The organism is Falsiroseomonas ponticola (assembly GCF_016805305.1).
Taxonomy (GTDB): domain Bacteria; phylum Pseudomonadota; class Alphaproteobacteria; order Acetobacterales; family Acetobacteraceae; genus Falsiroseomonas; species Falsiroseomonas ponticola.
Genome location: NZ_JAERQN010000018.1, coordinates 43,122 through 67,315 on the forward strand (window position 1 = coordinate 43,122; position 24,194 = coordinate 67,315).

23 protein-coding genes are annotated in these 24,194 nt (G+C 72.0%); 11 read left to right on the forward strand and 12 right to left on the reverse strand.

From position 1 onward, the window contains the following. Position 1 precedes the first annotated feature (1 nt). The gene (locus tag JJI54_RS30145) at positions 2–427 is read right to left on the reverse strand and encodes a hypothetical protein (protein ID WP_203077127.1); all 426 of its coding nucleotides are present in this window, start codon (positions 425–427) and stop codon (positions 2–4) included. A 62-nt stretch (positions 428–489) separates the two neighbouring features. Further along, entirely contained in the window at positions 490–1,923 is a 1,434-nt protein-coding gene (gene pyk / locus JJI54_RS30150; protein WP_203077153.1) for a pyruvate kinase, read from the reverse strand. Positions 1,924–2,397: 474 nt separating this feature from the next. Here pyk and JJI54_RS30155 point away from each other — a divergent pair, with 474 nt between their 5' ends. Further along, positions 2,398–3,519, forward strand: a complete 1,122-nt coding sequence (locus JJI54_RS30155; RefSeq protein ID WP_203077128.1) for an OmpA family protein — start codon at positions 2,398–2,400, stop codon at positions 3,517–3,519. A 53-nt stretch (positions 3,520–3,572) separates the two neighbouring features. Here the strand turns inward: JJI54_RS30155 and JJI54_RS30160 are convergent, their stop codons facing one another. From JJI54_RS30160 to JJI54_RS30180, 5 genes are all read right to left on the reverse strand, one after another. Next, positions 3,573–4,202 carry a hypothetical protein gene (locus JJI54_RS30160; protein ID WP_203077129.1) on the reverse strand — a complete coding sequence of 210 codons (630 nt, stop codon included), beginning with the start codon at positions 4,200–4,202 and terminating at the stop codon, positions 3,573–3,575. A 103-nt stretch (positions 4,203–4,305) separates the two neighbouring features. After that, positions 4,306–4,758: a DoxX family protein gene (locus tag JJI54_RS30165; protein WP_203077130.1), complete on the reverse strand. Its 453-nt coding sequence runs from the start codon at positions 4,756–4,758 to the stop codon at positions 4,306–4,308. Between the two features lie 151 nt (positions 4,759–4,909). Next, the gene (locus JJI54_RS30170; protein WP_203077131.1) at positions 4,910–5,305 is read right to left on the reverse strand and encodes a cupin domain-containing protein; all 396 of its coding nucleotides are present in this window, start codon (positions 5,303–5,305) and stop codon (positions 4,910–4,912) included. Beyond that, positions 5,302–6,588 (reverse strand): glycerate kinase type-2 family protein, encoded by a 1,287-nt coding sequence (locus JJI54_RS30175; protein ID WP_203077132.1) that lies wholly within the window; start codon positions 6,586–6,588, stop codon positions 5,302–5,304. Before JJI54_RS30175 ends, JJI54_RS30170 begins: the two co-directional genes overlap by 4 nt. Positions 6,589–6,731: 143 nt before the next feature. Further along, positions 6,732–7,427 carry a GntR family transcriptional regulator gene (locus JJI54_RS30180; protein ID WP_203077133.1) on the reverse strand — a complete coding sequence of 232 codons (696 nt, stop codon included), beginning with the start codon at positions 7,425–7,427 and terminating at the stop codon, positions 6,732–6,734. Positions 7,428–7,466: 39 nt separating this feature from the next. On the opposite strand from JJI54_RS30180, the gene JJI54_RS30185 reads away from it, so the two are divergent. The 4 genes from JJI54_RS30185 (at position 7,467) to JJI54_RS30200 (ending at position 10,428) form a co-directional block, all read left to right on the forward strand. After that, entirely contained in the window at positions 7,467–8,540 is a 1,074-nt protein-coding gene (locus JJI54_RS30185; RefSeq protein ID WP_203077134.1) for a tartrate dehydrogenase, read from the forward strand. A gap of 127 nt (positions 8,541–8,667) precedes the next feature. Continuing rightward, positions 8,668–9,633: a tripartite tricarboxylate transporter substrate-binding protein gene (locus JJI54_RS30190; protein ID WP_203077135.1), complete on the forward strand. Its 966-nt coding sequence runs from the start codon at positions 8,668–8,670 to the stop codon at positions 9,631–9,633. A gap of 66 nt (positions 9,634–9,699) precedes the next feature. Then, on the forward strand, positions 9,700–10,005 hold the full coding sequence (locus JJI54_RS30195) for a DUF1244 domain-containing protein (RefSeq protein WP_203077136.1): 306 nt from the start codon (positions 9,700–9,702) through the stop codon (positions 10,003–10,005). Positions 10,006–10,125: 120 nt separating this feature from the next. Continuing rightward, positions 10,126–10,428 (forward strand): DUF2312 domain-containing protein, encoded by a 303-nt coding sequence (locus tag JJI54_RS30200; RefSeq protein WP_203077137.1) that lies wholly within the window; start codon positions 10,126–10,128, stop codon positions 10,426–10,428. A 109-nt stretch (positions 10,429–10,537) separates the two neighbouring features. On the opposite strand, the gene JJI54_RS30205 is transcribed toward JJI54_RS30200, so the two are convergent. Both JJI54_RS30205 and JJI54_RS30210 read right to left on the reverse strand, forming a co-directional pair. Then, positions 10,538–10,921, reverse strand: a complete 384-nt coding sequence (locus JJI54_RS30205; protein ID WP_203077138.1) for a bleomycin resistance protein — start codon at positions 10,919–10,921, stop codon at positions 10,538–10,540. Then, positions 10,918–11,523: a nitroreductase family protein gene (locus JJI54_RS30210; RefSeq protein WP_203077139.1), complete on the reverse strand. Its 606-nt coding sequence runs from the start codon at positions 11,521–11,523 to the stop codon at positions 10,918–10,920. Before JJI54_RS30210 ends, JJI54_RS30205 begins: the two co-directional genes overlap by 4 nt. Positions 11,524–11,604: 81 nt before the next feature. Between JJI54_RS30210 and JJI54_RS30215 the strand changes: the two genes are divergently transcribed. The 3 genes from JJI54_RS30215 (at position 11,605) to JJI54_RS30225 (ending at position 13,601) form a co-directional block, all read left to right on the forward strand. Next, positions 11,605–12,132 (forward strand): hypothetical protein, encoded by a 528-nt coding sequence (locus tag JJI54_RS30215; protein WP_203077140.1) that lies wholly within the window; start codon positions 11,605–11,607, stop codon positions 12,130–12,132. A 111-nt stretch (positions 12,133–12,243) separates the two neighbouring features. After that, positions 12,244–12,876, forward strand: a complete 633-nt coding sequence (locus tag JJI54_RS30220) for a flavin reductase family protein (RefSeq protein WP_203077141.1) — start codon at positions 12,244–12,246, stop codon at positions 12,874–12,876. A 2-nt stretch (positions 12,877–12,878) separates the two neighbouring features. Further along, positions 12,879–13,601, forward strand: coding sequence for an SDR family oxidoreductase (locus tag JJI54_RS30225; protein ID WP_203077142.1), 723 nt, complete (start codon positions 12,879–12,881; stop codon positions 13,599–13,601). Between the two features lie 46 nt (positions 13,602–13,647). On the opposite strand, the gene JJI54_RS30230 is transcribed toward JJI54_RS30225, so the two are convergent. The 3 genes from JJI54_RS30230 to JJI54_RS30240 form a co-directional block, all read right to left on the reverse strand. Continuing rightward, positions 13,648–14,832, reverse strand: coding sequence for a DUF2806 domain-containing protein (locus tag JJI54_RS30230; protein WP_203077143.1), 1,185 nt, complete (start codon positions 14,830–14,832; stop codon positions 13,648–13,650). A 28-nt stretch (positions 14,833–14,860) separates the two neighbouring features. Continuing rightward, on the reverse strand, positions 14,861–16,579 hold the full coding sequence (locus JJI54_RS30235; RefSeq protein ID WP_203077144.1) for an AMP-dependent synthetase/ligase: 1,719 nt from the start codon (positions 16,577–16,579) through the stop codon (positions 14,861–14,863). A 115-nt stretch (positions 16,580–16,694) separates the two neighbouring features. After that, positions 16,695–18,761, reverse strand: a complete 2,067-nt coding sequence (locus JJI54_RS30240; protein WP_203077145.1) for a methyl-accepting chemotaxis protein — start codon at positions 18,759–18,761, stop codon at positions 16,695–16,697. 152 nt (positions 18,762–18,913) lie between these two features. Between JJI54_RS30240 and JJI54_RS30245 the strand changes: the two genes are divergently transcribed. The 3 genes from JJI54_RS30245 to JJI54_RS30255 all read left to right on the forward strand — a co-directional run bounded on the left by JJI54_RS30245 (position 18,914) and on the right by JJI54_RS30255 (position 23,977). Beyond that, a complete protein-coding gene (locus tag JJI54_RS30245) occupies positions 18,914–20,752 on the forward strand; it encodes a M3 family oligoendopeptidase (RefSeq protein ID WP_203077146.1) in 1,839 nt (612 codons plus the stop codon). 5 nt (positions 20,753–20,757) lie between these two features. Continuing rightward, positions 20,758–22,122: an ABC1 kinase family protein gene (locus JJI54_RS30250; RefSeq protein WP_203077147.1), complete on the forward strand. Its 1,365-nt coding sequence runs from the start codon at positions 20,758–20,760 to the stop codon at positions 22,120–22,122. A gap of 163 nt (positions 22,123–22,285) precedes the next feature. Continuing rightward, positions 22,286–23,977, forward strand: coding sequence for a methyl-accepting chemotaxis protein (locus tag JJI54_RS30255; RefSeq protein ID WP_203077148.1), 1,692 nt, complete (start codon positions 22,286–22,288; stop codon positions 23,975–23,977). Positions 23,978–24,194 lie beyond the last annotated feature (217 nt).

Consider the following 24,194-nt stretch of genomic DNA (forward strand, 5'->3'; position numbering starts at 1 on the left):
CTCAGTTCGGCGCGGGCGCCGGGGGCGCGGCGGGCGCGGCGGCCGGCGGTGCCGCCGGGGGCGCGGGCTCCCGCGGCACCAGCCTCTCCCGCGCATTGGCCGGGGCGCCCACGATGGTCCATTCCCCGTCCATGCTGCCATCCGGGTTCAGCGTGTAGATGCCAAGCCCCGGGCGGGACGCCAGCCCATAGGCGACCGAGATGGTCCGGCCGGAGGCGAAGCCCACCCCCTCCACCACCTGGCCCGAGATCCGCCAGGCGATGAAGAAGGAGGAAAGCCCCGCCGCCCGGATCTGCGCGACGCCGGTATAGGGCGTGCCATCCAGGTTGGTCCCCGTCACGTCATAGACACCCGCCCGCTGGGCCGCCGCGGGGCTGGCCATGGCGGCGAGGATCGGCAGCGCGAGGGCAAGGCGGCGGGCGTTCATCGTCATGGCTCCTGGCAGGCGGAGCGCAGGGAAGGCGCGCCGCCCGCTGGCGTCAAGTCGGCCTATTTGACGATCGCGACCCGCAGCGCATTGGTCGTGCCCGGCGTGCCGAAGGGCACGCCCGCCGTCACCACCACCTCGTCCCCATGCTTGGCGAAGCCTTCCTGGCTGGCGGCGCGGATCGCCTTGGCGACCATGTCCGTCATCGAATGCGGCTCCACCGAGGCCAGCGGATGCACCCCCCACACCACCGCCATGCGGCGCGAGGTCTGGAGCGAGGAGGTCAGGCCGAGGATCGGGCAGGACGGCCTCTCCCGCGCCACGCGCAGCGTGGTGGAGCCGGTGGAGGTGAAGGTCGCGATCACCTCCGCCTCGATGGTCTGCGCCACCTGGCGGGCGGCCGCGGCGATGGCGCCGGCGCTGGTCTTCTCGGGCGCCGGGCGTTCCGCATCGGTCAGCGTCCGCCAGCCCGGATCGCCTTCGACGCGCGCGATGATGCGGTCCATGATGTTCACGGCCTCGAAGGGGAACTGCCCGGCCGCCGTCTCGGCTGACAGCATCACCGCATCCGCCCCGTCGAACACCGCGGTCGCGACGTCCGAGGCCTCCGCCCGGGTGGGCGAGGGCGCGGTGATCATGCTCTCCAGCATCTGGGTCGCCACCACCACCGGCTTGCCGGCGGCGCGGGCGGTGCGGACGATGCGCTTCTGGATCAGCGGCACCTCCTCCGGCGGGCATTCCACGCCGAGGTCGCCGCGCGCCACCATCACGCAATCCGCCAGCGCCACGATGGCGTCGAGGTTCTCGACCGCCTGCGGCTTCTCCATCTTCACCATGATCCAGGCGCGGCCGGCCGCGATCTGCTTGGCCTCGATCACGTCCTCCGGCCGCTGCACGAAGCTGAGGCCGATATATTCGACCCCCTGCTCCAGCACGAAGTCGAGGTCCGCGCGGTCCTTCTCCGTCAGCGCGGGGATGGGCAGCACCACGTCGGGCACGTTCACGCCTTTGCGGTCGGACAGCGCGCCGCCGACCACGACCTCCGTCTCCAGGTGGTCCTCCCGCTTGTGCAGGACGCGCAGGCGCAGCTTGCCGTCATCCAGCAGCAGGGTGGTGCCGATGCCGGCCGCGGCGATGATCTCGGGATGCGGCAGCTGCACGCGGCGGACATCGCCGGGGTTGGGGCTGAGGTCGAGGCGGAATTTCTGCCCCGTCTGCAGCTGCACCCGCCCGCCCTGGAACTTGCCGACGCGCAGCTTCGGGCCCTGGACATCGGCCAGGATGCCGATCGGCCGGTCCACCTTCTGCTCCAGCGCCCGGATGATGGCGATGCGCTCCGCATGGTCGGCATGGGAGCCGTGGGAGAAGTTGAGGCGGAACACGTCGGCGCCGGCGCGGAACAGCCGCTCGATCACCTCGGCGGAGGAGGAGGCCGGCCCGAGGGTCGCGATGATCTTGGTGCGCCGCCGGCGCCGCAGCGGAATCCGTTGGGCCATGACTCGGGCATATCCTTCGCGGCGTGGGGTATCGGGCAGCACCTCCGGCACGTCGGACCGGATGGTGGTGGGCGGCACGCCAAGGGCACGCGCCACTTCGGCAACGCGGTCATCCGGCACGCGCTTCCACTGGGAAACGGCGGCGGTGGAGATGCCGAGGGCGGTTGCGATACGGGTGACGGCGCCCCGCTGGGTCAGCAGGGCTTCGAGGGCTGGGTCGCGCATGGGCTTACCTTAAGTCATCTAAGCCAACGGCGCCAGTTTCGGATTGTAGCTTAGTATCGTTAAGTCTCGGCGGGGGGTGTTGGCGGGTGTTACAAAGGGGCCACCCTGGGGTGTGGCCAATCCGCCACAGGCCCCCCGAATCATTTTTCGCCTTGGCGACTTTTCCCGGGAACCGCGTTGGGACCAGCGGACACGGTGGCCCGCAAGGCCGCTGGCCAGCCCGTCCGGCCTTCCCTCGGAGATACAGTGATGAGCCTCAGAAACACCCTCCTCGCCACCACGCTGCTGGCGCTGCCGATCACGGCCGCCCAGGCGCAGCAGGTGAACGGCCTCTACATCGGCGCCGGCGCCGGCGTGAACTGGCTGCAGGATGCCGACCTCTCGGCCACCGGCCAGCTCGGCCAGTCGCTGGCCGCCAGCGGCCGCAGCACGCGGGGCGACATCTCCTTCGACATGGGCTGGGTCGGCGTGGTCAGCCTCGGCTACGGCTTCGGCAACGGCGTGCGGGCCGAGATCGAGGGCAGCTACCGCGAGAACGAGGTCGACCAGATCAGCGGCTTCGGCGGCACCACCAACGCCACCGGCAAGGCCCGCAGCTACGGCGTGATGGCCAATGCGCTGTATGATTTCGACCTCGGCCTGAACTTCGGCGGCTTCTCCTTCCAGCCCTATGTCGGCGTCGGCGCCGGCTATGTCTGGCGGGAATTCGACAATGTCCGCGCCAACGTGCTGGGCGGCCAGGTCCGCACCGACGGCACCGATGGCCGCTTCGCCTACCAGGCCATCGCCGGCGCCTCCGTGCCGCTGACCGCCTGGGCCCCGGGCCTGGCCTTCACGGCGGAATACCGCTTCATGGGCACGCTGGAGCACAAGCTCGATACCAGCAGCGGCGGTGGTTCCTTCACGGTCTCCCGCGGCGACACGCGCAGCGAGAACTACAACCACTCCATCCTGCTCGGCATCCGCTACGCCTTCGGCCAGACGCCGCCGCCGCCCCCGGTCGTGGCCCCGGCCGCGCCCGTCGTGCAGGCGCCGGCGCCCGCGCGCACCTACCTGGTGTTCTTCGACTTCGACCGCGCCGACCTGACGGACCGTGCCCGCCAGATCATCGCGGACGCCGCGCAGAACTCCACGCGCGTGCAGACCACGCGGATCGAGGTGGCCGGCCACGCCGACCGCGCCGGCACGCCGCAGTACAACCAGCGCCTGTCCGAGCGTCGCGCGGCGGCGGTGGCGAGCGAGCTGGAGCGCCAGGGCGTCGCCCGCGGCAACATCAGCGTCCAGGCCTTCGGCGAGAGCCGCCCGCTGGTCGCGACGGCCGACGGGGTGCGGGAGCCGCAGAACCGCCGCGTCGAGATCGTGCTGCGCTGACGTGACTGGGGGCGGGGCTTCGGCCCCGCCCCGCCTTCCAGCCCAGCAGCCTTCTAGCCCAGGACCACGCTGGCCAGCCCCAGCGCGGCGGCCACGGCGCCGCCGATGGTCACCAGCCCGAACAGGACCGTGCCGAAGGCGACCGACCTCCCGAACCTCTTCTCCTGCCCCTGATGCGGCGGCAGCAGCATGGGCGCCCCCAGATAGGTCAGCACCACCGCATGGATCGCCGCCGGCAGGAACAGCAGCGGCGTCAACGGCACCAGCACGAGCGCGATCCAGACCGGCACGAAGGCATGGAGCGTGAGCTTCAGCGCCGCCACGCCATCCGGCGCGGCCAGGTGCCGCGTGGCGCTCCGCAGGATCATCGCGCGTTGCAGCGCCACCCAGGCCAGTGTCCCCGCGATGCCGCCGAGGCTGGTGAGCAATCCCCCCGTCCGCCCCCTGGTCATCACGCCGATCTGCACCTGGCTGCCATCCGGCCGTTGCATGAACACCGGGGACTGTTCCAGCACCGGCAGGAGCGGCCCGCCCAGCATCGCGCCATAGGCCAGGACCAGCAGCCACGGCAGCACCATCAGCGCCAGGCTGCGCGAGAGGGAAGGCGATTCTGCCGCGGCGATGGCGGCCCACTCCCGGCGCGGCGAAAGCACCAGCCCGCGCAGCCGGGACCAGCGGATCATCGGAACGACCTCGTATCGTGATCGGGCGAGGCTGCCCTGCCCCCGCGGCGACGTCCAGGCCACCATGCGCGGCCGGGGGATCGCTCCCCCGGCCCTTGTCGCGTCAGGCCCTGACCACGCCCCGCTCCAGGCTCGGCCACAGCAGGAAGACCCGCCCATAGGCCGCGTATTCGCGCTTCCAGGCCTGCGCGGCCAGCGCGAGGGAGGCGACGCCCCAGAAGGCGATGTATTCGACGCCCCCGAAATTCCACAGCCAGGCCGGCCCCTTGGTCATCACGACCGCATAGCCCGCCAGCAGCATGACGAAGGCCGAGACCAGGCCCATCCACTTCACCTGGATATTGAGGGTCAGCGCCACCGCGCAGGCCAGTTCCGCCGCGATCGCCAGCCACACCCAGGCCAGCGGCGGGTGGAAGCCGATGCGCCCGAACAGCCCGGCCGCACCCTCCAGCCCGTTCAGCTTGAACAGCGCATGCGGCACGTAGAACAGGCCGGCCATCAGCCGCACGGCAATGGCGGGATCGGTCACGTCGAAATCGGATTTCTGGAACGCCATGGTGGCCTCCTCGGGCTGCGCGGCGCCCCGGCAAGGGGGGGCGCCTTCCATGGCGGACAGCATGCGCCGGCCATCAACCCGGCGGCTTGATGCGGATCAATCGGTCAATTGGTCCGGTTGATGCCGGTCATTCAACCGATGGATCGGACCGCTACCCCGGCACCTTCGGCGCCCACTTCCCCGCCACATGCACCGCCTCATCCGGCCCCGGCCAGGGCGGCATGGTGATCGCCACCGCCTCGAAGGCCTCGTCCTCCGCCGCGCGGAACTGGAATTCCGTCCCCAGCGGGATGCTGAGGCTGACCCCGGGCCTCAGCGGCGTCACCTCCTCCCGCGTCGCATCCCGGCGCCACATCTCGCCGCGCCCGGCGATGACGAACCACAGCTCCTCCACCGTGCGGTGCGTCACCGCGATGGAGACCTCGCCGGGGTTCAGCTTGAAATGCGCCATGGTGCCGCCGGCGGCGCGGACCAGCAGCCGCACCTCCGACCCATCAGGCGCCAGCACGTCCGGCGCCGCCGGCAGGGGGATCGTCGCGAAGCTCATGCCACCAGCACCGCCCTGAAATCATTGACATTCGTGAGTGTCGGCCCGGGTTCCAGCAGGTCACCGAGCGCCGCGAAGAGGCTGTAGCTGTCATGCCGCGCCAGCACCGCCCGCGGGTCCAGCCCCCTGGCGCGGGCGCGGGCCAGCGTATCGGGCGTGGCGATCGCGCCCGCATTGCTCTCCGACCCGTCGATCCCGTCCGTGTCGCCCATCAGCGCCCAGATGCCCGGCGCGCCCGCCAGCGCCACGGCGCAGCCCAGCAGCGCCTCCGCATTCCGCCCGCCGCGGCCATGGCCTTCCCGCCCGATCGTCACCGTCGTCTCGCCGCCGGAGAGCAGCACGCAGGGGCCGGGCAGGGGATGGCCATGCGCGCGGGCCGAGAGCGCGATGCCCGCGATCGCCTTGCCCAGCTCCCGCGCCTCGCCCTCCAGCGCATCGCCCAGGATCAGCGGCGCCAGCCCCATCCCCCGCGCCGCCTCCGCCGCCGCCTCCAGCGCCATGCGCGGCGTCGCGATGAAGCGGTAATCGACCGTGCCGAGGCGCGGATCCCCCGGCTTCGGGCTTTCCTCCGTCCCCCGCGCCAGATGCGCGACGACGGCGTCGGGCAGCGCCATGCCGTAATGCGCCACCAGCGCCCGCGCTTCCCCGAACGTCGAGGGGTCCGGCACCGTCGGGCCGCTCGCGATCACGGTCGGGTCGTCCCCCGGCACGTCGCTGATCGCCAGCGTCACGACCCGCGCCGGATGCGCCGCCACGGCCAGCCGCCCGCCGGAGAAGGCGGAGAGGTGCCGGCGGATGCAGTTCATCTCGTTGATGGTGGCGCCGGAGGCGAGCAGCGCCCGGTTCACCGCCATCAGATCCTCGAGCGTCAGCCCCGGCGCCGGCAAGGTCGTCAGCGACGATCCGCCTCCCGAGACCAGGAACAGCACCAGGTCCCGCTCCGTCAGCCCGGCCACCGCCTCCAGCACCCGCCTCGCGCCGGCGGCGCCCGCCGCATCCGGCACGGGGTGCGATGCCTCCAGCACCTCGATGCGCCGCGTCGGATAGCCATGGGCGTAGCGCGTGACGACGACGCCGGAGAGCGGCACCGCCGGCCAGGCCGCCTCCACCGCCGCCGCCATCACCGCGGCCGATTTGCCGGCGCCGACCACCACCACCCGCCCATCCCGGGGCGGTTCCGGCAGGTGCCGGGCCAGCACCACCCGCGGATCGGCACTCGCCACCGCCGCCGCGAACAGCTTCCCGAGTCCCGCGCGGGCGTCTTGGTCGTTCCAGGCCGTCATGCTGCCTCCCCGGCTATGCGCGCATCATGACGGGCCGGCGGCGGCGATCAACCGCGGCCGGCACCGGCGCGCTTGTGGAATTCTTCGTGGTATGGAAGAACGCATGCAAGATGAGGCGTCCACCCCACCCCGTCCAGCGTCGTTCAGCGCCCCAGCGCCCGCAGGATATCCGCGCTGGCGCGGGCGCGGTGCCGGGCGAGTGCCGTCCGCGCCGCCTCCGGCTGCCCCGCCGCCAGCGCCGCCATGATCGCCTCATGCTCGATGCCGGATGTCTCCGGCTCGCCGCGCCGCCCCGCCGTCGCGGCGCGGGCGCGCTGCGCCTGGTCGGCCGCGGTCTCCGCCAGCCGCGCCAGCTTCGGGTTCCCGCAGCCCGCCAGCAGGGCGCGGTGGAAGCGGTCATCCGCCGCGGCCCAGCCGGCGCGGTCGCCGCCCTCCAGCGCCGCCACCATCACATCCGTCGCCTCCCGCATCGCGGCCAGCGTGGCGGCCGCGGCATCGCCCCGCGCGGCCAGCAGCGCCGCGGCCTCGCCCTCCAGCGCGATCAGCACCTGGTAGGTCTGGCGCAGGTCCTCGGGGTCGATCGGCAGCACCATCACGCCGCGCCGCGGCAGGATGCGGACCATGCCTTCGTGCTGCAGCCGCAGCACGGCTTCATGCACCGGCGTCCGGCTCATGCCGAGCTGGTCGGCGATCGCCTGTTCCACCGCCTCATGCCCCGGCGGCAGCAGCCCTTCCAGGATGCTCGCCTTCAGCGCGGCATAGGCGGCATCGGCCAGGCTCTGCCGGGCGGGGGAGGGTGCGGCCGGCCGCACCCGGTCCTGTCTCGACGCAGTATCCATCCCACCATCCATACCACCAACGGATAGGGCTCCACAGCCATGCGCACCCACAGGATCGCCGCCATCCCCGCCGACGGCATCGGCCAGGAAGTCATCCCCGCCGGCCTCGCCGTGCTGCGCGCGCTGGCCGAACGCTGCGGCGACTTCACGCTGCAGGTCGAGAGCTTCGACTGGGGCAGCGACTACTACCGCGCCAATGGCCGCATGATGCCGGAGGATGGGCTGGAGACGCTGAAGCGCTTCGACGCCATCTATTTCGGCGCGGTCGGCGACAAGGATCTGCCGGACGACATCACCCTCTGGGGCCTGCGCCTGCGCATCTGCCAGGGCTTCGACCAATACGCCAATATCCGCCCGACCCGCGTCCTGCCCGGCCTCACCAGCCCGCTCCGCGCCGTGGAGCCCGGGGACATCGACTGGGTCATCGTGCGCGAGAACAGCGAGGGCGAATATGCCGGCCATGGCGGCCGCGCCCATCGCGGCCACCCCGAGGAGATCGCGACGGAGACCGCGATCTTCACCCGCGCCGGCGTCACCCGGATCATGCGCACGGCCTTCGAGATCGCGAAGGCGCGCCCGCGCCGCCTGCTGACGGTGGTGACGAAGTCCAACGCCCAGAAGCACGGCATGGTCTTCTGGGACGAGATCGCCGCCGAGGTGGCGAAGGACTTCCCCGAGGTGACGTGGGAGAAGGAGCTGGTGGATGCGATGGCCGCGCGCATGATCCAGCGGCCGCGCAGCATCGACACCGTCGTCGCCACCAACCTGCACGCCGATATCCTCAGCGACCTGGCCGGCGCCGTCGCCGGCTCGCTCGGCGTGGCGCCCACCGCCAACCTCGACCCGTCCCGCCGCTTCCCCTCGATGTTCGAGCCCATCCACGGCTCCGCCTTCGACATCGCGGGCAAGGGCGTCGCCAACCCCGTCGCCACCTTCTGGACCGCGACGATGATGCTGGAGCATCTCGGCGAGCCCGTCGCCGGCCGCCTGCTGATGGAGGCGGTGGAGCGCGTCTGCGCCGCCGGCATCCGCACCCGCGACGTCGGCGGCACCGCGAACACGGCGGAGGTCACGGAAGCCGTCATCGCCGCCATCAAGGGCGCCAACCTCTGACCCTGCCGCTCCCTCCCCCGCGCTTGCGGGGGGGTGGGGCGCTGCACCAACGCCGAAGGCGGGTCGGGGTGGGAGTCCGCGCGCCCTGACCCAAGCCTTCGCTGTCACTCCCGGAGGAAACAAGCCAATGACCATCACCCGCCGCGCCGTCCTGGGCACGCTCCTCGCCACCCCCGCCCTGGCCCAGCCCGCCTTCCCCAGCCGCGCCATCACCATCACCGTCCCCTTCGCCGCCGGCGGCCCGACCGACGTCATCAGCCGCCTGGTCGCGGAAGGCATGGCGCGCGACCTCGGCCAGCCCGTGGTGGTGGAGAACACGACCGGCGCCGGCGGCACCATCGCCGCGGCCCGGGTCGCGCAGGCGCGGCCGGACGGGCACACGCTGCTGATGCACCATATCGGCCACGCCGCCAGCGCGACGCTCTACCGCCGCCTGCCCTACAGCGTGACGGAAGGCTTCGCCCCGCTCGGCATCGCGACCGATGCGGCGATGACGCTGATCGCCCGCCCCGACTTCCCCGCGCATGACCTGGCCGGCCTGATCGCCGCGATCCGGGAGCAGGGGGACCGGCTGAACCTCGCCCATTCCGGCCTCGGCGGCGCCAACCAGCTCTGCGGCATGCTGCTGCAGGCGGCGGCGGGCCGCGCCATGACCAGCGTCGTCTTCCGCGGCAGCGCGCCCGCCATCACCGAACTGATGGCCGGCCGCATCGATGTCTTCTGCGACCAGGCCACCAACACCGCGCCCTTCATCCGGGACGGCCGCGTCAAGGCCTATGCCGTCACGCTGCCCAACCGCGTCGCGGGGCTCGACCTGCCGACCACGGCGGAGGCCGGCCAGCCCAGCATCGCGATGAGCACCTGGCACGGCCTCTACGCCCCCGCTGGCACGCCGGCGCCGGTGCAGGCGCGCCTCTCCGCCGCGCTGCGCGCCGCGCTGAAGGAGGAACGGCTGCTGGCGCGGCTCGGCGACCTCGTGACGGTCGCCGCCAGCGAGGATCGCGCGACACCCGACTACCATCGCCGCTTCCTGGCGGAGGAAGTGGCGCGCTGGCGCCCGATCATCCAGGCCGCGGGCGAATACGCGGACTGAGCGGGACAGCCCCTGGCGCCGCTGGTCCTCCACGCCCAAATTCCGGCCGACCACGGAGGACCAGCCATGCCCGACATCGACCAGCAGACCCAGACCGAGCTGGAAGCCGCCGCCTTCCGCCGCCTGGTGCAGCACCTGCGCGACCGCCACGACGTGCAGAACATCGACCTGATGAACATGGCCGGCTTCTGCCGCAACTGCCTGAGCAAGTGGTACCGCGCCGCGGCGGAGGAGAAGGGGCTTCCCCTGACGGACCCCGAGGCGCGGGAGATCATCTACGGCATGCCCTACAAGGACTGGCAGGCGCAGTACCAGAAGGAAGCGAGCGCCGAGCAGAAGGCGAAGTTCGCCGCCGCCAACCCGGGCCATTAAGGGAGAGGGGAGGGGCCGCGCGGTTTGCGCCCCCCTTCGCCCACGGGTATATCGCGCCCCTTCCTATCCCCGCCGCGCCCCCCTCGGGCGCGCGCGGCCGCACTGCCCGGAGCACCCTTGATGAGCGACGTTGACCTGCAGGGAGCGGCCGCCAGCCGTGACCGCCAGGAGAAGGACCCGGACCCCGAGGTGGGCGGCATCGCCGTCGACCGGCTCCGTTCCATCATCGAGCGCGTCGAGCGCCTGGAGGAGGAACGCAAGGCGCTGGCCGGGGACATCAAGGACATCTTCGCGGAAGCCAAGTCCGCGGGCTTCGAGGTGAAGGTGATCAAGCAGATCATCTCCATCCGCAAGAAGGAGCCCGCCGAGGTGGAGGAGCAGGAGACGCTGCTCGACCTCTACCGCCGCGCGCTCGGCATGTAGCCTGCCCCGGCGCCGCCACGGCGGCGCCGGCCAATCGGCCTCGGGCCCCGCGGCCTCGCGCCGGTGCTTCTCCCGGCGCGCGCGGATCACGCCGCCGCGCTGGCCACCATCACGCCGCCTCGCCGTCGCCGTGGTCGTGCGCGATCTCCTGCGGTGCGCAGCCGAAGCGCAGCAGGTTGCCGTGCGGGTCGATCAGGTGGAATTCCTTCATCCCCCAGGGCTTCACCTCGAAGGGCGACAGCCCCGGCACGGACCGCGCGGCGAACTCGGCATGCAGCGCGGGAACCTGGCCGCCGCGGATGTAGCAGGATGTGTGCTCGGGATGGATGCGGTCCCGCGCCAGCCAGAAATGGATCTCCATCGCCTCGCGGCGGAGGATGCCGTAATCGTCCCACCGCTCCCCGCGGAAACCGAGATGATCGCCGTAGAAGGCCAGCGTCTCCGCCAGGTCGAGCGAGGCGAGGATGGGGATGCAGCGCGCGGGATCCGTCATGCCATGTCCTCCGCCCCGCGCCATTCCCGCCAGAACCCGTCCGGCGCGGGCCGCGGGGGGCGGGGACGCTCCGCCGCCGGCGTGCCGGCATAGATCCAGCCTAGCAGCGCATCGCCCGACGCGAAGCCCAGCGCGCGCTTCACCGCATCATCGCGCAGCGCGGGGGAGGAAAGCCAGATCGCGCCATGTCCCTGCGCGTCCAGCGCATTCATCAGGTTCATCACCCCCGCGGCGGCAGAGGCCTCCTGCTCCCAGGCCGGGATCGGATGGTCCGCGCGGACCGCGGCACCCGCCACGATCACGACCGGCGCGCGCAGCGGCTTCGCCTGCTCCAGCGCCAGCCGGTCCGGCGGCGTCTGCGGCACCCGCCGCGCCAGCGATGCCGCCAGCACCGCGCCCAGCGCCGCGCGGGCCGCGCCGCGCACCACCAGGAAGCGCCAGGGCCGCAGCCCGCCATGGTCCGGCGCCCGCAGCGCGGCCGCCACCGCCAGGCCGATCGCCGCGTCATCCGGCCCGGGATCGGTCAGCGACCGCGCGGGCACGGAGGCGCGGGACAGCAGGGCGGCCAGCGCCGGGTTCAAGGCGGGGAGGGTGTCGGGCATGGGGGGTTCCATCCGGGGTTCCCGAGCATAATTGCGAATCACTCTCATTCTCAATAGTCTCCGTCGCATCGGAGGACCCGCATGACCAAGCCACCGCTCTCGCCCTTCCTGCTCGACCCCGCCGCCGATCCGGCGCCGGAGGGCGATGGCGGGCGCGCGCCCCGCGCGGCGATCGACCTCGACGCCGCCGCGCTCTTCGTCGTCGCCACGATCCGCGGCTGGGTCGGGCCCCTGCTGCATCCCGGGCGGGATCACCCGGATTGCCGGGAACTCTTCGCCATGGCCGGCGTCGGCGCGCCGGGCGCGCAGGCCTTCGATGCGCTGATGGGCATCATCGGCTCCCAGGCCATCCGGCTGATCGACATGCGCTGCTGCGATTGCTGCGGGGTGGGGGAGGATGAGGAGGCGATGCTCCGCCTCCTCGCCGCGCTGCAGGCCGCGGACCGCGCCACGGGGCTTCGCGTGCTGCGCGGCTGGCTGCCGGAGGAAGCGGTGCCCGCGGCGCTGCAGGCCGCCTGGCGCTTCGCCGCCGCCATGGCGGAAGCGGGGCTGCTGCTGCCCGTGGAAGGCCGCATCATCGCCTTTCCCGGCCGGCGCACGCTGCATTGAAGGGCCGGGCCGCCGCCCCGGTGGGGTTGTTTTCGCGTTCCGGCGCGGCGTAACTAGCCGCGACAGGCAGCCAAGCCTCCATCGACCAGCGCCCGGGATGCGACGACCAGGATGTTCTACGAACCGAGAAGCGGCCACGGCCTGCCGCATGACCCGATCAAGGCGATCATCGCCCCGCGCCCGATCGGCTGGATCTCGACGCTGGATGCCGGGGGGCGCGCGAACCTGGCGCCCTACAGCTTCTTCAACATGGTGCAGACGCGCACGCCGCTCTGCATGTTCTCCAGCGACGGGCTGAAGCACACCGCCGCCAACGCCATCGCCACCGGCGAATTCGTCTTCAACCTGGTCTCCCGCCCGCTCTTCGATGCGATGAACGCGACCTCCGCCGCGCTCGGCGCCGGGGTCGATGAGTTCGAGGCCGCGGGGCTGGAGAAGGCCGCCTGCCACACGGTGCGCGCGCCCCGCGTCGCCGCCTCTCCCGCCGCGCTCGAATGCAAGGTCGTGCATTCGATGGAGCTGCACACGGTGGACGGCACCAGCACGGGCGGCTGGCTGGTGGTGGGCCAGGTGCTCGGCGTGCATATCGACGACGACTACCTGACGGATGGGCTGTTCGACACGGTGAAGGCCCAGGCCGTGGCCCGCTGCGGCTACCGCGACTACAGCCAGGTGACGGAGATGTTCAGCGCGCTCCGCCCCACCGACAACGGCGCCTATCGCCCCGGCGGCGGGGACCACTGAGCATGTCCGGCAAGGTCGCGATCTCGACAGCGAAAGTCGCCGTCATCACCGCCGCCGGCCGCGGCATCGGCGCCGCCGTCGCGCAGCGCCTGTCGCGGGATGGCTGGCGCGTCGCCGTCATGTCGCCCTCGGGGAATGCGGAGAAGCTGGCGGCCACGCTGCCCGAGGCGCTCGGCGTCACCGGCTCCGTCACGGAACTCGCGGATATCGAGCGCCTGGTGGCGGCCACGCTGGCGAAGTGGGGCCGCATCGACGCGCTGGTGAACAATGCCGGCCACCCGCCCAAGGCGCCGCTCTTCGACCTGACGGATGCCCAGTGGCATGCCGGCTTCGACATGGTGATGCTGAGCGCGATCCGCGCGCTGCGCTGCGTGCTGCCGACCTTCCAGGCGCAGAAGTCAGGTGCCGTGGTCAACCTCTCCTCCTACGCGGCGCTGGAGCCGGAGGGCGATTTCCCCGCCACCACGCTGCGCGCCGCGCTCGGCGCCTGGACCAAGCTTGCCGCCGATACGCTGGCGCCGCAGGGCATCCGCGTGAACGCCGTGCTGCCCGGCTTCGTGGACAGCCTGCCGGAGAAGGAAGTGCGCCGCGCCCGCATCCCGCTGGGCCGCTACGCCCATGCGCCGGAAATCGCCGCGGCGGTCGCGTACCTGCTCTCGGACGATGCCTCCTACGTCACCGGCCAGTCGCTCCGCGTCGATGGCGGGCTGACGCGGCACGTCTGAGGCGGATCGAACCGGGCCGGGCGGTTGCCGCGCTGCGGAAACGGCCTCAGTCGCCGATGATCGAGCGCAGCACCGCCATCTTCTGGTCGATGACCTGCCTGTTGATACCCTGAAGCTCCAATTGTGCCTCGATCTCGGACGGCGCCAGCGGTACCCATCGGTCGCCCGCGAATTCATGCGTGAAGGCAGCCTCGAAACCGGACGTGACGTCGCGCATGGTCGGGACGCTGACGCCAACCCGGACCCGGTCGCAGAAATTCTGTAGCCGGGTGCCCCATTCCAGCAGGATTCGGCGGCGCACCTCCAGCGCATGGAATGCGCCCCCGCTTTCCGCCGTCGGCTCGAGCGTTCCGTTGGTGATGTCGAGGTAGTCGGGCGTGAAGACGGACGCGAGTTCCGTGCCGCGCCACGAAAGGTTCACCACGTCATGGGTGAACGATTTCGGCTTGAGCTGCAGGCTGCCGCCTGCCCGCTTTGCCCGGACTGGCGCGCGGTCGAAGCAACCGATCAGGAAGTTGCGGAACACCACGACCGGGGCGTGTATCGAGACGCGCTTCAGGAAGCCGATCTCTTCCAGCGCATGCATGTCCGTATGATGGGTATTGAGGATGGTGGCCTCGTCCTCGCTCTCCCAGGTGTCGAAACAAGTCCCGAACACGCAGGTGAATGCCACGCAGCGCTGGAATTCCCGCGCCAGATGGGGCTCCAGCAGCCGTAGGATGTCGAGCGTGGCCAGCGATGTCTTGCGATCCGATGCCACTGCCTGGCGGGCGAGGATCCGGACCCAGATCTCACGGATGTCGTCGTCGGAGATGTGCTCGGCAAGGCGCATGAACTGGTCCATCCAGTCTGGCGCGATCGGCGCCGGCCTCACGGCCTCCTCCGGATGCCATTCCAGGAGCCTTTCCCGGGTCTCGCCGAGAATGCGCTCAACATTCCGTGTCGCGCGAAGTTCGCGCGTACGTACCCGGATGCCAGCCCGGTTCGTCGCCTCGGCATCGTCATCCGGCAGGCCGAGCGGGGCTGCAGCCGCGCGCTCCGCCTGGGCCAGACGCTGCTTCGCCCGTGCTTCCGCCCCCGCTATCGCCTCGATCCGCGCGGCCTCGACCTCGATCTGCGCATATCCCTCGCGGCGGATCGACCATGGCTTAAGGACGTAACCAAGGCTTCTGCCGGCCGCGTCGAGCAGGGATTCGATCACCTTGCCGACGCCGGTGAGATCGGTGGTCATGGCATCGCTGGCCCGTGGTGCCGCTTCCTCACCGCTGGAACAGCTTCTCCGCGACCGCGGCGTGCTGTTCCAGCACCACGCGGCGCTTCACCTTCATCGTCGGCGTCAGCATCCCGTTCTCCACCGTGAAGGGGGGAACCACGGCGCTGTGGCGGATGCGCTCAATGGAGGAGAGCTTCCGGTTCACGCGCTCCACCGCCGCGGCCGCCTTCTCCTCCATCCCCTCCGCCGGCACCAGCAGCGCCACGATGCCGGGCCGGCCTTCGCCCGCCACCACGGCCTGCGCGATCTCGGGCTCCGCCATCAGCAGGCTCTCGATCTTGGCGGGGCTCACCATGTCCCCGCCCAGCGTCTTGATGAAGTCGCGCTTGCGGTCGGTGATGCGGATATAGCCGCCCGCGCCGATCTCCCCCACATCGCCGGTGTGCAGCCAGCCATCGCGCAGCGCCCGCGCCGTGGCCTCCGGGTCGTTCCAGTAGCCATCCATCACCAGGTCGCCGCGCACGCAAAGCTCGCCGTCATCGGCGATCCGCGCCTCCACGCCGGGCAGGGGCGGGCCCACCGTCTCCCGCCGTATGGCCCAGGGCGGGTTCACGCTGATCACCGGCCCGGCCTCCGTCTGGCCATAGCCCTGGATCACCGGCAGCCCCATCGCCAGGAAGAAGCCCGAGAGGTCGGGGTCGAGCCGCGCGCCGCCCGACACCATCGCCTGCAGCTTGCCGCCGAAGCGGTCCCGCACCTTGGCGCGCACCAGCCGTTCCAGCACCAGGTCCTGCGCGCGCTCCAGCAGGTTCAGCCTCGGCCCGTCCAGCTTTCTCAGGCCGAGGGCGAGCGCCTGGCGGAACAGCACCGCCTTCAGCCCGCCCTCCTTCTCCACCCCCGCCTCGATGCGGGCGCGCAGCACCTCGAACAGCCGGGGCACGGCGGTGACGATGCTGGGCTGGAATTCCTTGAACTCCGCCGCCAGCCGGTCGGCGCCGCGGGAATAGATCACCTCCACCCCCAGCGAGGGCAGCAGGAAGCCGCCCACCGTGTGCTCGTAGCTGTGCGACAGCGGCAGGAAGGAGAGGTAGGGCGTCCCCTCCAGCTTCAGCCGCTTCGCCAGCCGCGCCACGCCCTCCCGGTTCGACAGCAGCGCGCGGTGCGGCAGCATCACGCCCTTCGGCAGCCCGCCCGTGCCGCTGGTATAGACGATGCAGGCCAGCCGCCCGGGCGGGATCAGCTCCGCCTCCGCCAGCAGGCCCGCGGGGTCGGACGGCGTCGCCTCGGCGCGGGACCAGGGGTGGCTGGTCTGCGCCGCGCCGGGGGCCTCCGCCTCCATGCACAGCAGCAGGTCCAGCTGCCGCCCCGCCAGGGCGGAAGCCGCCGCCACCGCCGCCGCCAGCTTGCGGGTGGAGACGATCGCCGCCGTCGCGCCGCTGTCGCGCAGGATATGCGCGTGGTCGGCGACGGTGTTGGTGGTGTAGGTCGGCACGGTGACGCCGCCGATCGCCATGATGGCGGTATCGGCGATGGGGAATTCGGGCCGGTTCTCGCTGACCAGCAGCACGCGGTCCCCCGGCGCCACGCCCTCCGCCCGCAGGAAGGCGGCGATGGAGGCGGTGCGCGCGGCGAATTCGCCCCAGCTGACCTGCCGCCAGGCCTTGTCCTGCCAGGCCCGCAGCATCGGCCGGCCATGCCAGCCCCGCGACAGATCCAGCATCATCTGCGGCAGGCTGGTCCAGCCACTCGCCTCGGCGCTGTTCATGCCCTCAGGACGCTCCCCGGTTTGCGCGACCGGGTATCACGGAACGGCGCGAAGGTCGCGCCCGATTCCGCAGGGCAGGCCCGGCCGGCCCCCGGGGGAGGGGGGCGCCGGCGGGTCAGGCCGCCCGCAGCTCCGCCATGAAGCGCCCGACCTCCGCCCGCAGCGTCTCCGCCTGGCGCGACAGGTCGGAGGAAGCGGCCCGCACCTCCGCCGCCGCCGCGCCCGTGCGGTCCGCATCCGCGTTCACGCCGCTGGCATGGCCGGAGACATCGGCCGTGCCCCGCGCCGCTTCCGCCACCGCGCGGGTGATCTCCTGCGTCGCCTGCGCCTGTTCGCCGGCCGTCGCCGCCACCTGCGCGGTCGCTTCCCCCACCACCGCGATGATGCGGGAGATCTCCGCGATGGCGGAGACGGTGCGCCCCGTCTCCGCCTGCATGGCGGCGATCTGGCTGCCGATCTCCTCCGTCGCCTTGGCGGTCTGGGCGGCCAGCGCCTTCACTTCCCCGGCCACCACCGCGAAGCCCTTGCCGGCCTCCCCGGCCCGCGCCGCCTCGATGGTCGCGTTCAGCGCCAGCAGATTGGTCTGGCCGGCGATGTCGCTGATCAGCCGCACCACGTCGCCGATCCGCTCGGCCGCCTCCGCCAGGCCGCGCACGGTCTGCCCGGCCTGGTCCGCGGCGCCGGTCGCCGCCTGCGCCTGTTCGGAGCCGTGGCGGATCTGGCGCGTCACCTCGCCGAAGGAAGCCGCCAGCTCCTCCGTCGCCGCCGCCACCGTCTGCACGCCCCCATTGGCCAGGTCCGCCGCCGCCGCCACGGCCGAGGCATGGCGGCTGCCATCCGCGGCGATGCCCGCCATGCTTTCCGCCGTCGCATCCAGCTGCGTGGCGGCGGAGGCGACGCCCTGCAGCATGGCGCTCGCCTGGTCCTCGAACTGCCGCAGCACCGCATCCACCCGTTCCGCCCGGGCCAGGCGCTGGGCCTGTTCCTCCGCCCGCGCCGCGGCTTCCGCCACGCGCTCCGCGCTGCCGGCCCGCAGCGTCTCCACCGCCGCGGCCATCTCCCCCAGCTCATCCGTCCGGCCCTGGCAGGGCACGGCCACCGCCAGGTCACCGCCCGCGATGCGCCCGACCGTCGCGGTCAGGTCCCGGATCGGGCCGACCAGGCGGCGCAGAAGCAGCAGCGCCCCGCCGATGGCCATGGCGAAGCCCAGCGCCGCCAGGCCGAGCGCCAGCCACAGCGTGCGCTCCGCCTCCGCCCGCTCGGCCCGCGCGGCCTGCAGCGCGCCATCCAGCGCCGCGTCCCGCAGCTGCAGGATGGAAGCCTGCGCGCCCCGCGACCAGTCGCGATAGGCCTGCACCGTCAGCTCGAAGGGCGTGTCGGGGGTGGCGAGGCGGCGCTGCGCCACGCCCATGTAGGTGCGCCAGATCCCCTCATCCCGCCCGGCATAGCTCTCCTTCTGCCGGGCGAGCGCGGCGGCCAGGGCCGGGTTGGCGGGGACGGAATCGATCAGCCGCTGCGCCGCCAGCCAGGCCTGCTCCGCCCGCCCGGTCGCGACCTGCGCGGCCAGGAAGGCGTCCAGCTGCACGGGGGTGCCGGACAGCCAGGCCAGGATCTGCGCGTTGCGCCGGCCGACCTGGTCCCGCAGGTCCATCACGGCGGAGGACACCTCCACCAGCAGCGCCAGGTCCGGCGCCGCGCGGGCCACGCCCTTGGCCGCTTCCGTCGCGATCGCCAGCAGCCCTTCCACCGCGCGGTTGCGCGCCGCCACGCCGGCCGCCGCCAGGCTGGCGTCGCGCCGGTCCAGCGGCTGGTCCAGCGCCTGGTTCACCCGGCCGCGCACGCCATCCACCTCCGCCGCCAGGCGGGTGATGGCGCCGCCATCCAGCCTGGCCGCGGCGGCGCTGGCGGCGGCGGCCTGCATCAGCCGCCGCGTCGTCTCCGCATCGGCGTTCAGCTGCGCGCGGTCCGGCGTCGCCTGCCGCAGCACGGTGCCGAAGGCGCCCACCTCCACCGCGATGGCGCTGACCGCGCGCTGCGCATCCGCGGCCGCCTGCAGCTGCGCCATGGCCGTGCCCACGCGCCGCTCGTCGCGCAGCGCCTCCCCGGCCGCCCAGAGGCTGGCGAGCAGGCCTGGAATGGCCACCAGGCAGAAGCCGATGATGAAGAGCAACCGGATGCGCATGCGCCTGGCCTCCCGAACCGTCGGGCGGTTTATCCCCGAAATGATTTGCCAGGGTGTTGATGCCCGCGCCGGCACGCCGGGCCCTGCCTTCGCGCCCGCCGCCCCGAAAGGATCGCGGCCGCCCCCGTTGGCCTCGCGCCATGGCGGGCTATATGCAGGGTGTGACCCAGAACATCGCCGCCGCCCCCGATTCCGCCGCCACGGCATCCCCCCTGGCCCCGGCCGCCGCGCAGGCCCTGCCGGCCTGGGACCTGTCCGACCTCTATGCCGCGCCGGAGGATCCGCGCCTCGCCGCCGACCTCGACCGCGCGGAAGCCGAGGCCCGCGCCTTCGAGGCCAGCCATGCCGGCCGCCTCGCCACCCTGTCCGGCGATGCCCTCGCCGCCGCCATCACCACCTATGAGACGATCGAGGAAGTGCTGGGCCGGGCCATGTCCTTCGCCCAGCTCGTCTTCTCCGGCGATGCGCAATCCGCGGAGAATGGCCGCTTCTACCAGACCATCCAGGAACGCGTGACGGCCATCAGCAGCCATTTGCTGTTCCTGACGCTGGAGCTGAACCGGCTGGAGGATGCGGCGCTCGAGCAGAAGATCCTCTCCTCCGCCGCGCTGGCGCGCTGGCGCCCCTGGCTGCGGGACCTCCGCGTCTTCCGCCCGCACCAGCTGTCGGATGAGCTGGAGAAGCTGCTGCATGAGAAGGAGGTGACGGGCCGCTCCGCCTGGAACCGCCTGTTCGACGAGACCGTCGCCGCCATGCGCGTCGATGTCGGCGGCGAGGAGCTGACCGTCTCCGCCGCGCTCAACAAGCTCTCGGACAATGACCGCGCGGTGCGCGCCGCGGCGGCCAAGGGCGTCTCCGCCGCCTTCGGCGACCGCGTGCGCCTGTTCAGCCTGATCACCAACGTCCTCGCCAAGGACAAGGAGATCATCGATGGCTGGCGCCGCTACCCCCGCGCCACCTCCTCGCGCAACCGCGCCAACATGGTGGAGGATGAGGTGGTGGATGCCCTCGTCGCCGCCGTGCGGGAAAGCTTCCCCCGCCTGTCCCACCGCTACTACGCGATGAAGGCGAAGTGGCTCGGCCTGCCGAAGCTGATGCACTGGGACCGCAACGCGCCGCTGCCGGATGATGCGGACACCACCATCCCCTGGCCGGAAGCCGTGGCGCGCGTCCGCGCCGCCTATGGCGCCTTCAGCCCGGAGCTGGAGCGGATCGCCGCCCCCTTCTTCGAGAAGCCCTGGATCGATGCGGCGCTGCGCCCCGGCAAGGCCAGCGGCGCCTTCGCGCACCCGACCGTGCCCTCCGCCCACCCCTACCTGCTGCTGAACTACCACGGCAAGGCGCGGGACGTGATGACGCTGGCGCATGAACTCGGCCACGGCGTGCACCAGGTGCTGGCGGCCCAACAGGGCTACCTGATGTCCTCCACCCCGCTGACGCTGGCCGAGACGGCGTCCGTGTTCGGGGAGATGCTGACCTTCCGCGCCGTGCTGGACGCGGAGCGTGACCCCCGCAAGCGCCGCGCCCTGCTGGCCGGCAAGGTGGAGGACATGCTGAACACGGTGGTCCGCCAGATCGCCTTCTACCGGTTCGAGACGCTGCTGCACGAGGAACGCCGCAAGGGCGAGGTCGCGCATGAGCGGATCGGCGAGATCTGGATGCAGGTGCAGACCGAAAGCCTGGGCCCCGCCTTCGACTTCACGCCGGACTACAGCGTCTACTGGGCCTATATCCCGCACTTCGTGCACACGCCCTTCTACGTCTATGCCTACGCCTTCGGGGATTGCCTGGTGAACGCCCTCTACGGCGTCTTCCGAGAAGGCCATCCCCGGTTCCAGGAGAAGTACCTGGAGATGCTGAAGGCCGGCGGGACCAAGCGGCACCGCGAATTGCTGGCCCCCTTCGGGCTCGATGCCTCCGACCCCGCCTTCTGGCGCAAGGGGCTCGACGTCATCAGCGGCTTCATCGACGAACTCGAACAGGCGGGCTGATCGCGATGGCCGGGAACGACAAGGGATCGACGCTGTTCGGGGAGGTGCGGCGCATGGTGCGCACCTCCGGCGCCGTGGGCGGCATCGCGGCGCGCGTGGCGGGCGAACGCTTCCTCGGCATCAAGACCGACAAGGCCGCGCATGCGGAGGATCTGAAGCAGATCCTGGGCGGGCTGAAGGGCCCGCTGATGAAGGTGGCGCAGTTCCTCTCCACCGTGCCGGAAGCGCTGCCGGAGGAATACGCCCAGGAACTGGCGACGCTGCAATCCAACGCGCCGCCCATGGGCTGGGCCTTCGTGCGCCGGCGCATGCAGGGCGAACTCGGCCCCGCCTGGCAGTCCCGCTTCGCGAAGTTCGGCCAGGAAGCCGCCGCCGCCGCCAGCCTCGGCCAGGTGCACCGCGCGACGCTGCCCGATGGCCGCGACGTCGCCTGCAAGCTGCAATACCCGGACATGCCCTCGGTCGTGGAAGCCGATCTCCGCCAGCTCAAGCTGGCGCTCGGCGTCTTCCAGCGCATGGACAACACCCTCGACAATGCCGAGGCCTACAGCGAACTCGCCGCCCGGCTGCGCGAGGAACTGGATTATGAGCGCGAGGCCTCGCACATGCGCCTCTACGGCGCCATGCTGCGGGACACGCCGGGGGTCGCGGTGCCGGAGGCGATCCCGGACCTCACCACCAAGCGCCTGCTGACCATGACCTGGCTGGAAGGCCGGCCCATCCTGCGGCGGCTGGAGGAAGACCCGCCGGAGGAGGAGCGCAACGCCTATGCCCGCGCGCTCTTCAAGGCGTGGTACGTGCCCTTCTACCGCTACGGCGTCATCCACGGGGACCCGCATCTCGGCAACTACCAGGTGCGGCCGGATGCGGCGGTCGGCCACGGCGTGAACCTCTTCGACTTCGGCGTCATCCGCATCTTCCCCGCCAGCTTCGTCACCGGCGTGGTCATGCTGTACGAGGCCGTGCGCGACCACGACATCGACAAGGCGGCCCATGCCTACGGCATCTGGGGCTTCCGCAACCTGTCGAAGGAGACGATGGAGGTCCTGAACCTCTGGGCGCGCTTCCTCTACGAACCGCTGGTCGAGGACCGCGTCCGCTCCATCACCCCCTCCGACGACCCCGCCTATGGCCGCAAGGTCGCCCAGACGGTGCATGAGGGGCTGAAGCGGACCGGTGGCGTGAAGATCCCGCGCGAATTCCCGCTGATGGACCGCGCGGCCATCGGCCTCGGCAGCGTCTTCTTCCGGCTGCGCGCCCAGGCCAATTGGCACCGCCTGTTCATGGAACTGGTCGAGGACTTCTCCGAGGCGGCGGTCGCCGAACGGCAGGCCGCGGCGGTGGCGGCGGCGGGCGTGCCGCGGGAGTGAAGTCGGGCGCGCCTTGAGGGGGAAGCCGGGCGCGGCGCGGGACCGCGTGTCGGGATTTGTCATGATTTCCCGTCGCCCGGCACGCGTGCGGCGGGCCGGTCGCCGCCGTTAAGGGTTCCCCCACACTTGGCGCACATCCTGGCGGCGAGCCAGGAGTAGCTTCATGTCGTTGACCAGCCTTCGGACCATCGGCGCCCGCTTCGCCATCCTCGCCTCCATTCTGGGCCTTGTCGCGCTGGGCGGCGCCTTGGTGGCCTTCGAAGCGGATCGGCGCCAGGCCGAGGCTTCCGAGACGCTGCGCACCCAGGCCGGCGCCCGCCCGGCCATCGAGCGCATGCGCGGCGCCATCTACGCCGTGGTCATGGAAAGCCGCGGCCTCTACCTGGCCGCCGACCGCGCCCAGGCCGAACGCTTCGCCGCCAACCTCCGCGCCCATCTGCGCGACACGGAAACGGAATGGGAGACGCTGCGCCGCGTGCTGCCGGCCGAGCTGCAGCCGATGGCGACCGGCGTGGAGCCCGCGGTGCGCGCCTTCATCCAGGCCCGCGCGGAGCTTGCCCGCGTCGGCGTGGAGGAGGGGCGGGAGGCCGCCAACCGCCTCGGCAACAACGACCAGAACCGATCGACGCGCGAAGCCTTCAACCGCGGGCTGGACCAGTTGAACGAGGCGCTGACCGTGGTGCTGAACCGGGAGACCGCCGCGTCGGTGCAAGCCGGGCACCGCACCGCGCTCGCCATGCTGGCGACCACCGCCATCGCGGTGGTGCTGGTGCTGGCGCTGATCCTCTGGCGCGTCCGTGCCACCGTCGCCCAGCCCCTGCACCGCCTGACCGCCGCCATCGACACCATGGCGGAAGGCCGGCTGGACCAGGTGGTGCTGCCCCCCGCGGGGGTGGATGAGGTCGGCCGCATCGCCGCCGCCGCCGCCGTCCTGCACGCCAAGCTGCTGGACGGCCAGCGGCTGGAGGCGGAGGCCGCCGCGCTGCGTGCCCAGGCGGAGCGCGACCGCATCGCCGCCACCCGCCGCGCCGCCGATTCCATCGAACAGGCCGTCGGCGGCATCGTGGAGGCGCTGGGCCGTTCCGCCACCGACCTGGCCGGCGCCACCACCGTGCTGCGCGGCACGGCGGAAAGCGCCTCCACCCAGGTCCAGGAAGTCGCCGCCGGCGCGCAGGAGGCCAGCGGCAACGTCCAGACCGTGGCCGCCGCGGCCGAGGAACTCTCCATGTCGGTGAACGAGATCACGCGCCGCGTGGACGATGCCGCCGGCGTCGCCCGCCGCGCGGTGGAGGAGATGAGCCGCGCCGATGTCGCCGTGGGCGGCCTGACCGAAAGCGCCGCCCGGATCGGCGACGTGGTGCGCCTGATCTCCGGCATCGCCGGCCAGACCAACCTGCTCGCCCTGAACGCGACGATCGAGGCCGCGCGGGCGGGCGAGGCCGGCAAGGGCTTCGCCGTGGTGGCGAGCGAGGTGAAGACGCTCGCCAGCCAGACCGCCAAGGCGACGGAGGAGATCGCGAGCCAGATCGAGGCGATCCGCACCGCCAGCGCCGGCGCGGTGGAGGCGATCCGCGGCATCGGCACGGTGGTGGCGGAGGTCGATTCCATCGCCCAGTCCATCGCCGCCGCCGTCACCCAGCAGGGCGCCGCGACGCAGGAGATCGCGCGCAGCGCGACGGTCGGCGCCGGCGGCACCACCCGCGTCTCGGAGGCCGTGGTGCATCTGCGCCAGGGCGTGGAGGCCACCTCCGGCGCCGTGCGGGACCTTCAGGTCATCAGCACGGAGGTTGCCCGCCAGGGGCAGGAACTGCGCGGCGGCATCGGCCAGGCGCTGGGGACGCTGCGCGCGGCCTAGAGCAATATGCGTTCAGATGGAATCATCTGAACGCATTTCTTGCTCTAGATTCAATGATTTCTAGAGCACGCTGCGTCCAAGCGAACGCAGCCTGCTCTAGGCTCCAAACCCAATCAGTTCTAGGCGCGGCGCGGCGGGCTGTGATTCAAGCTGCTGGGTAGCGGAGCTTGGGTCATGGCGGGAGAGTTCTGGCTGTCGGACCGGCAGTGGGCGGCGA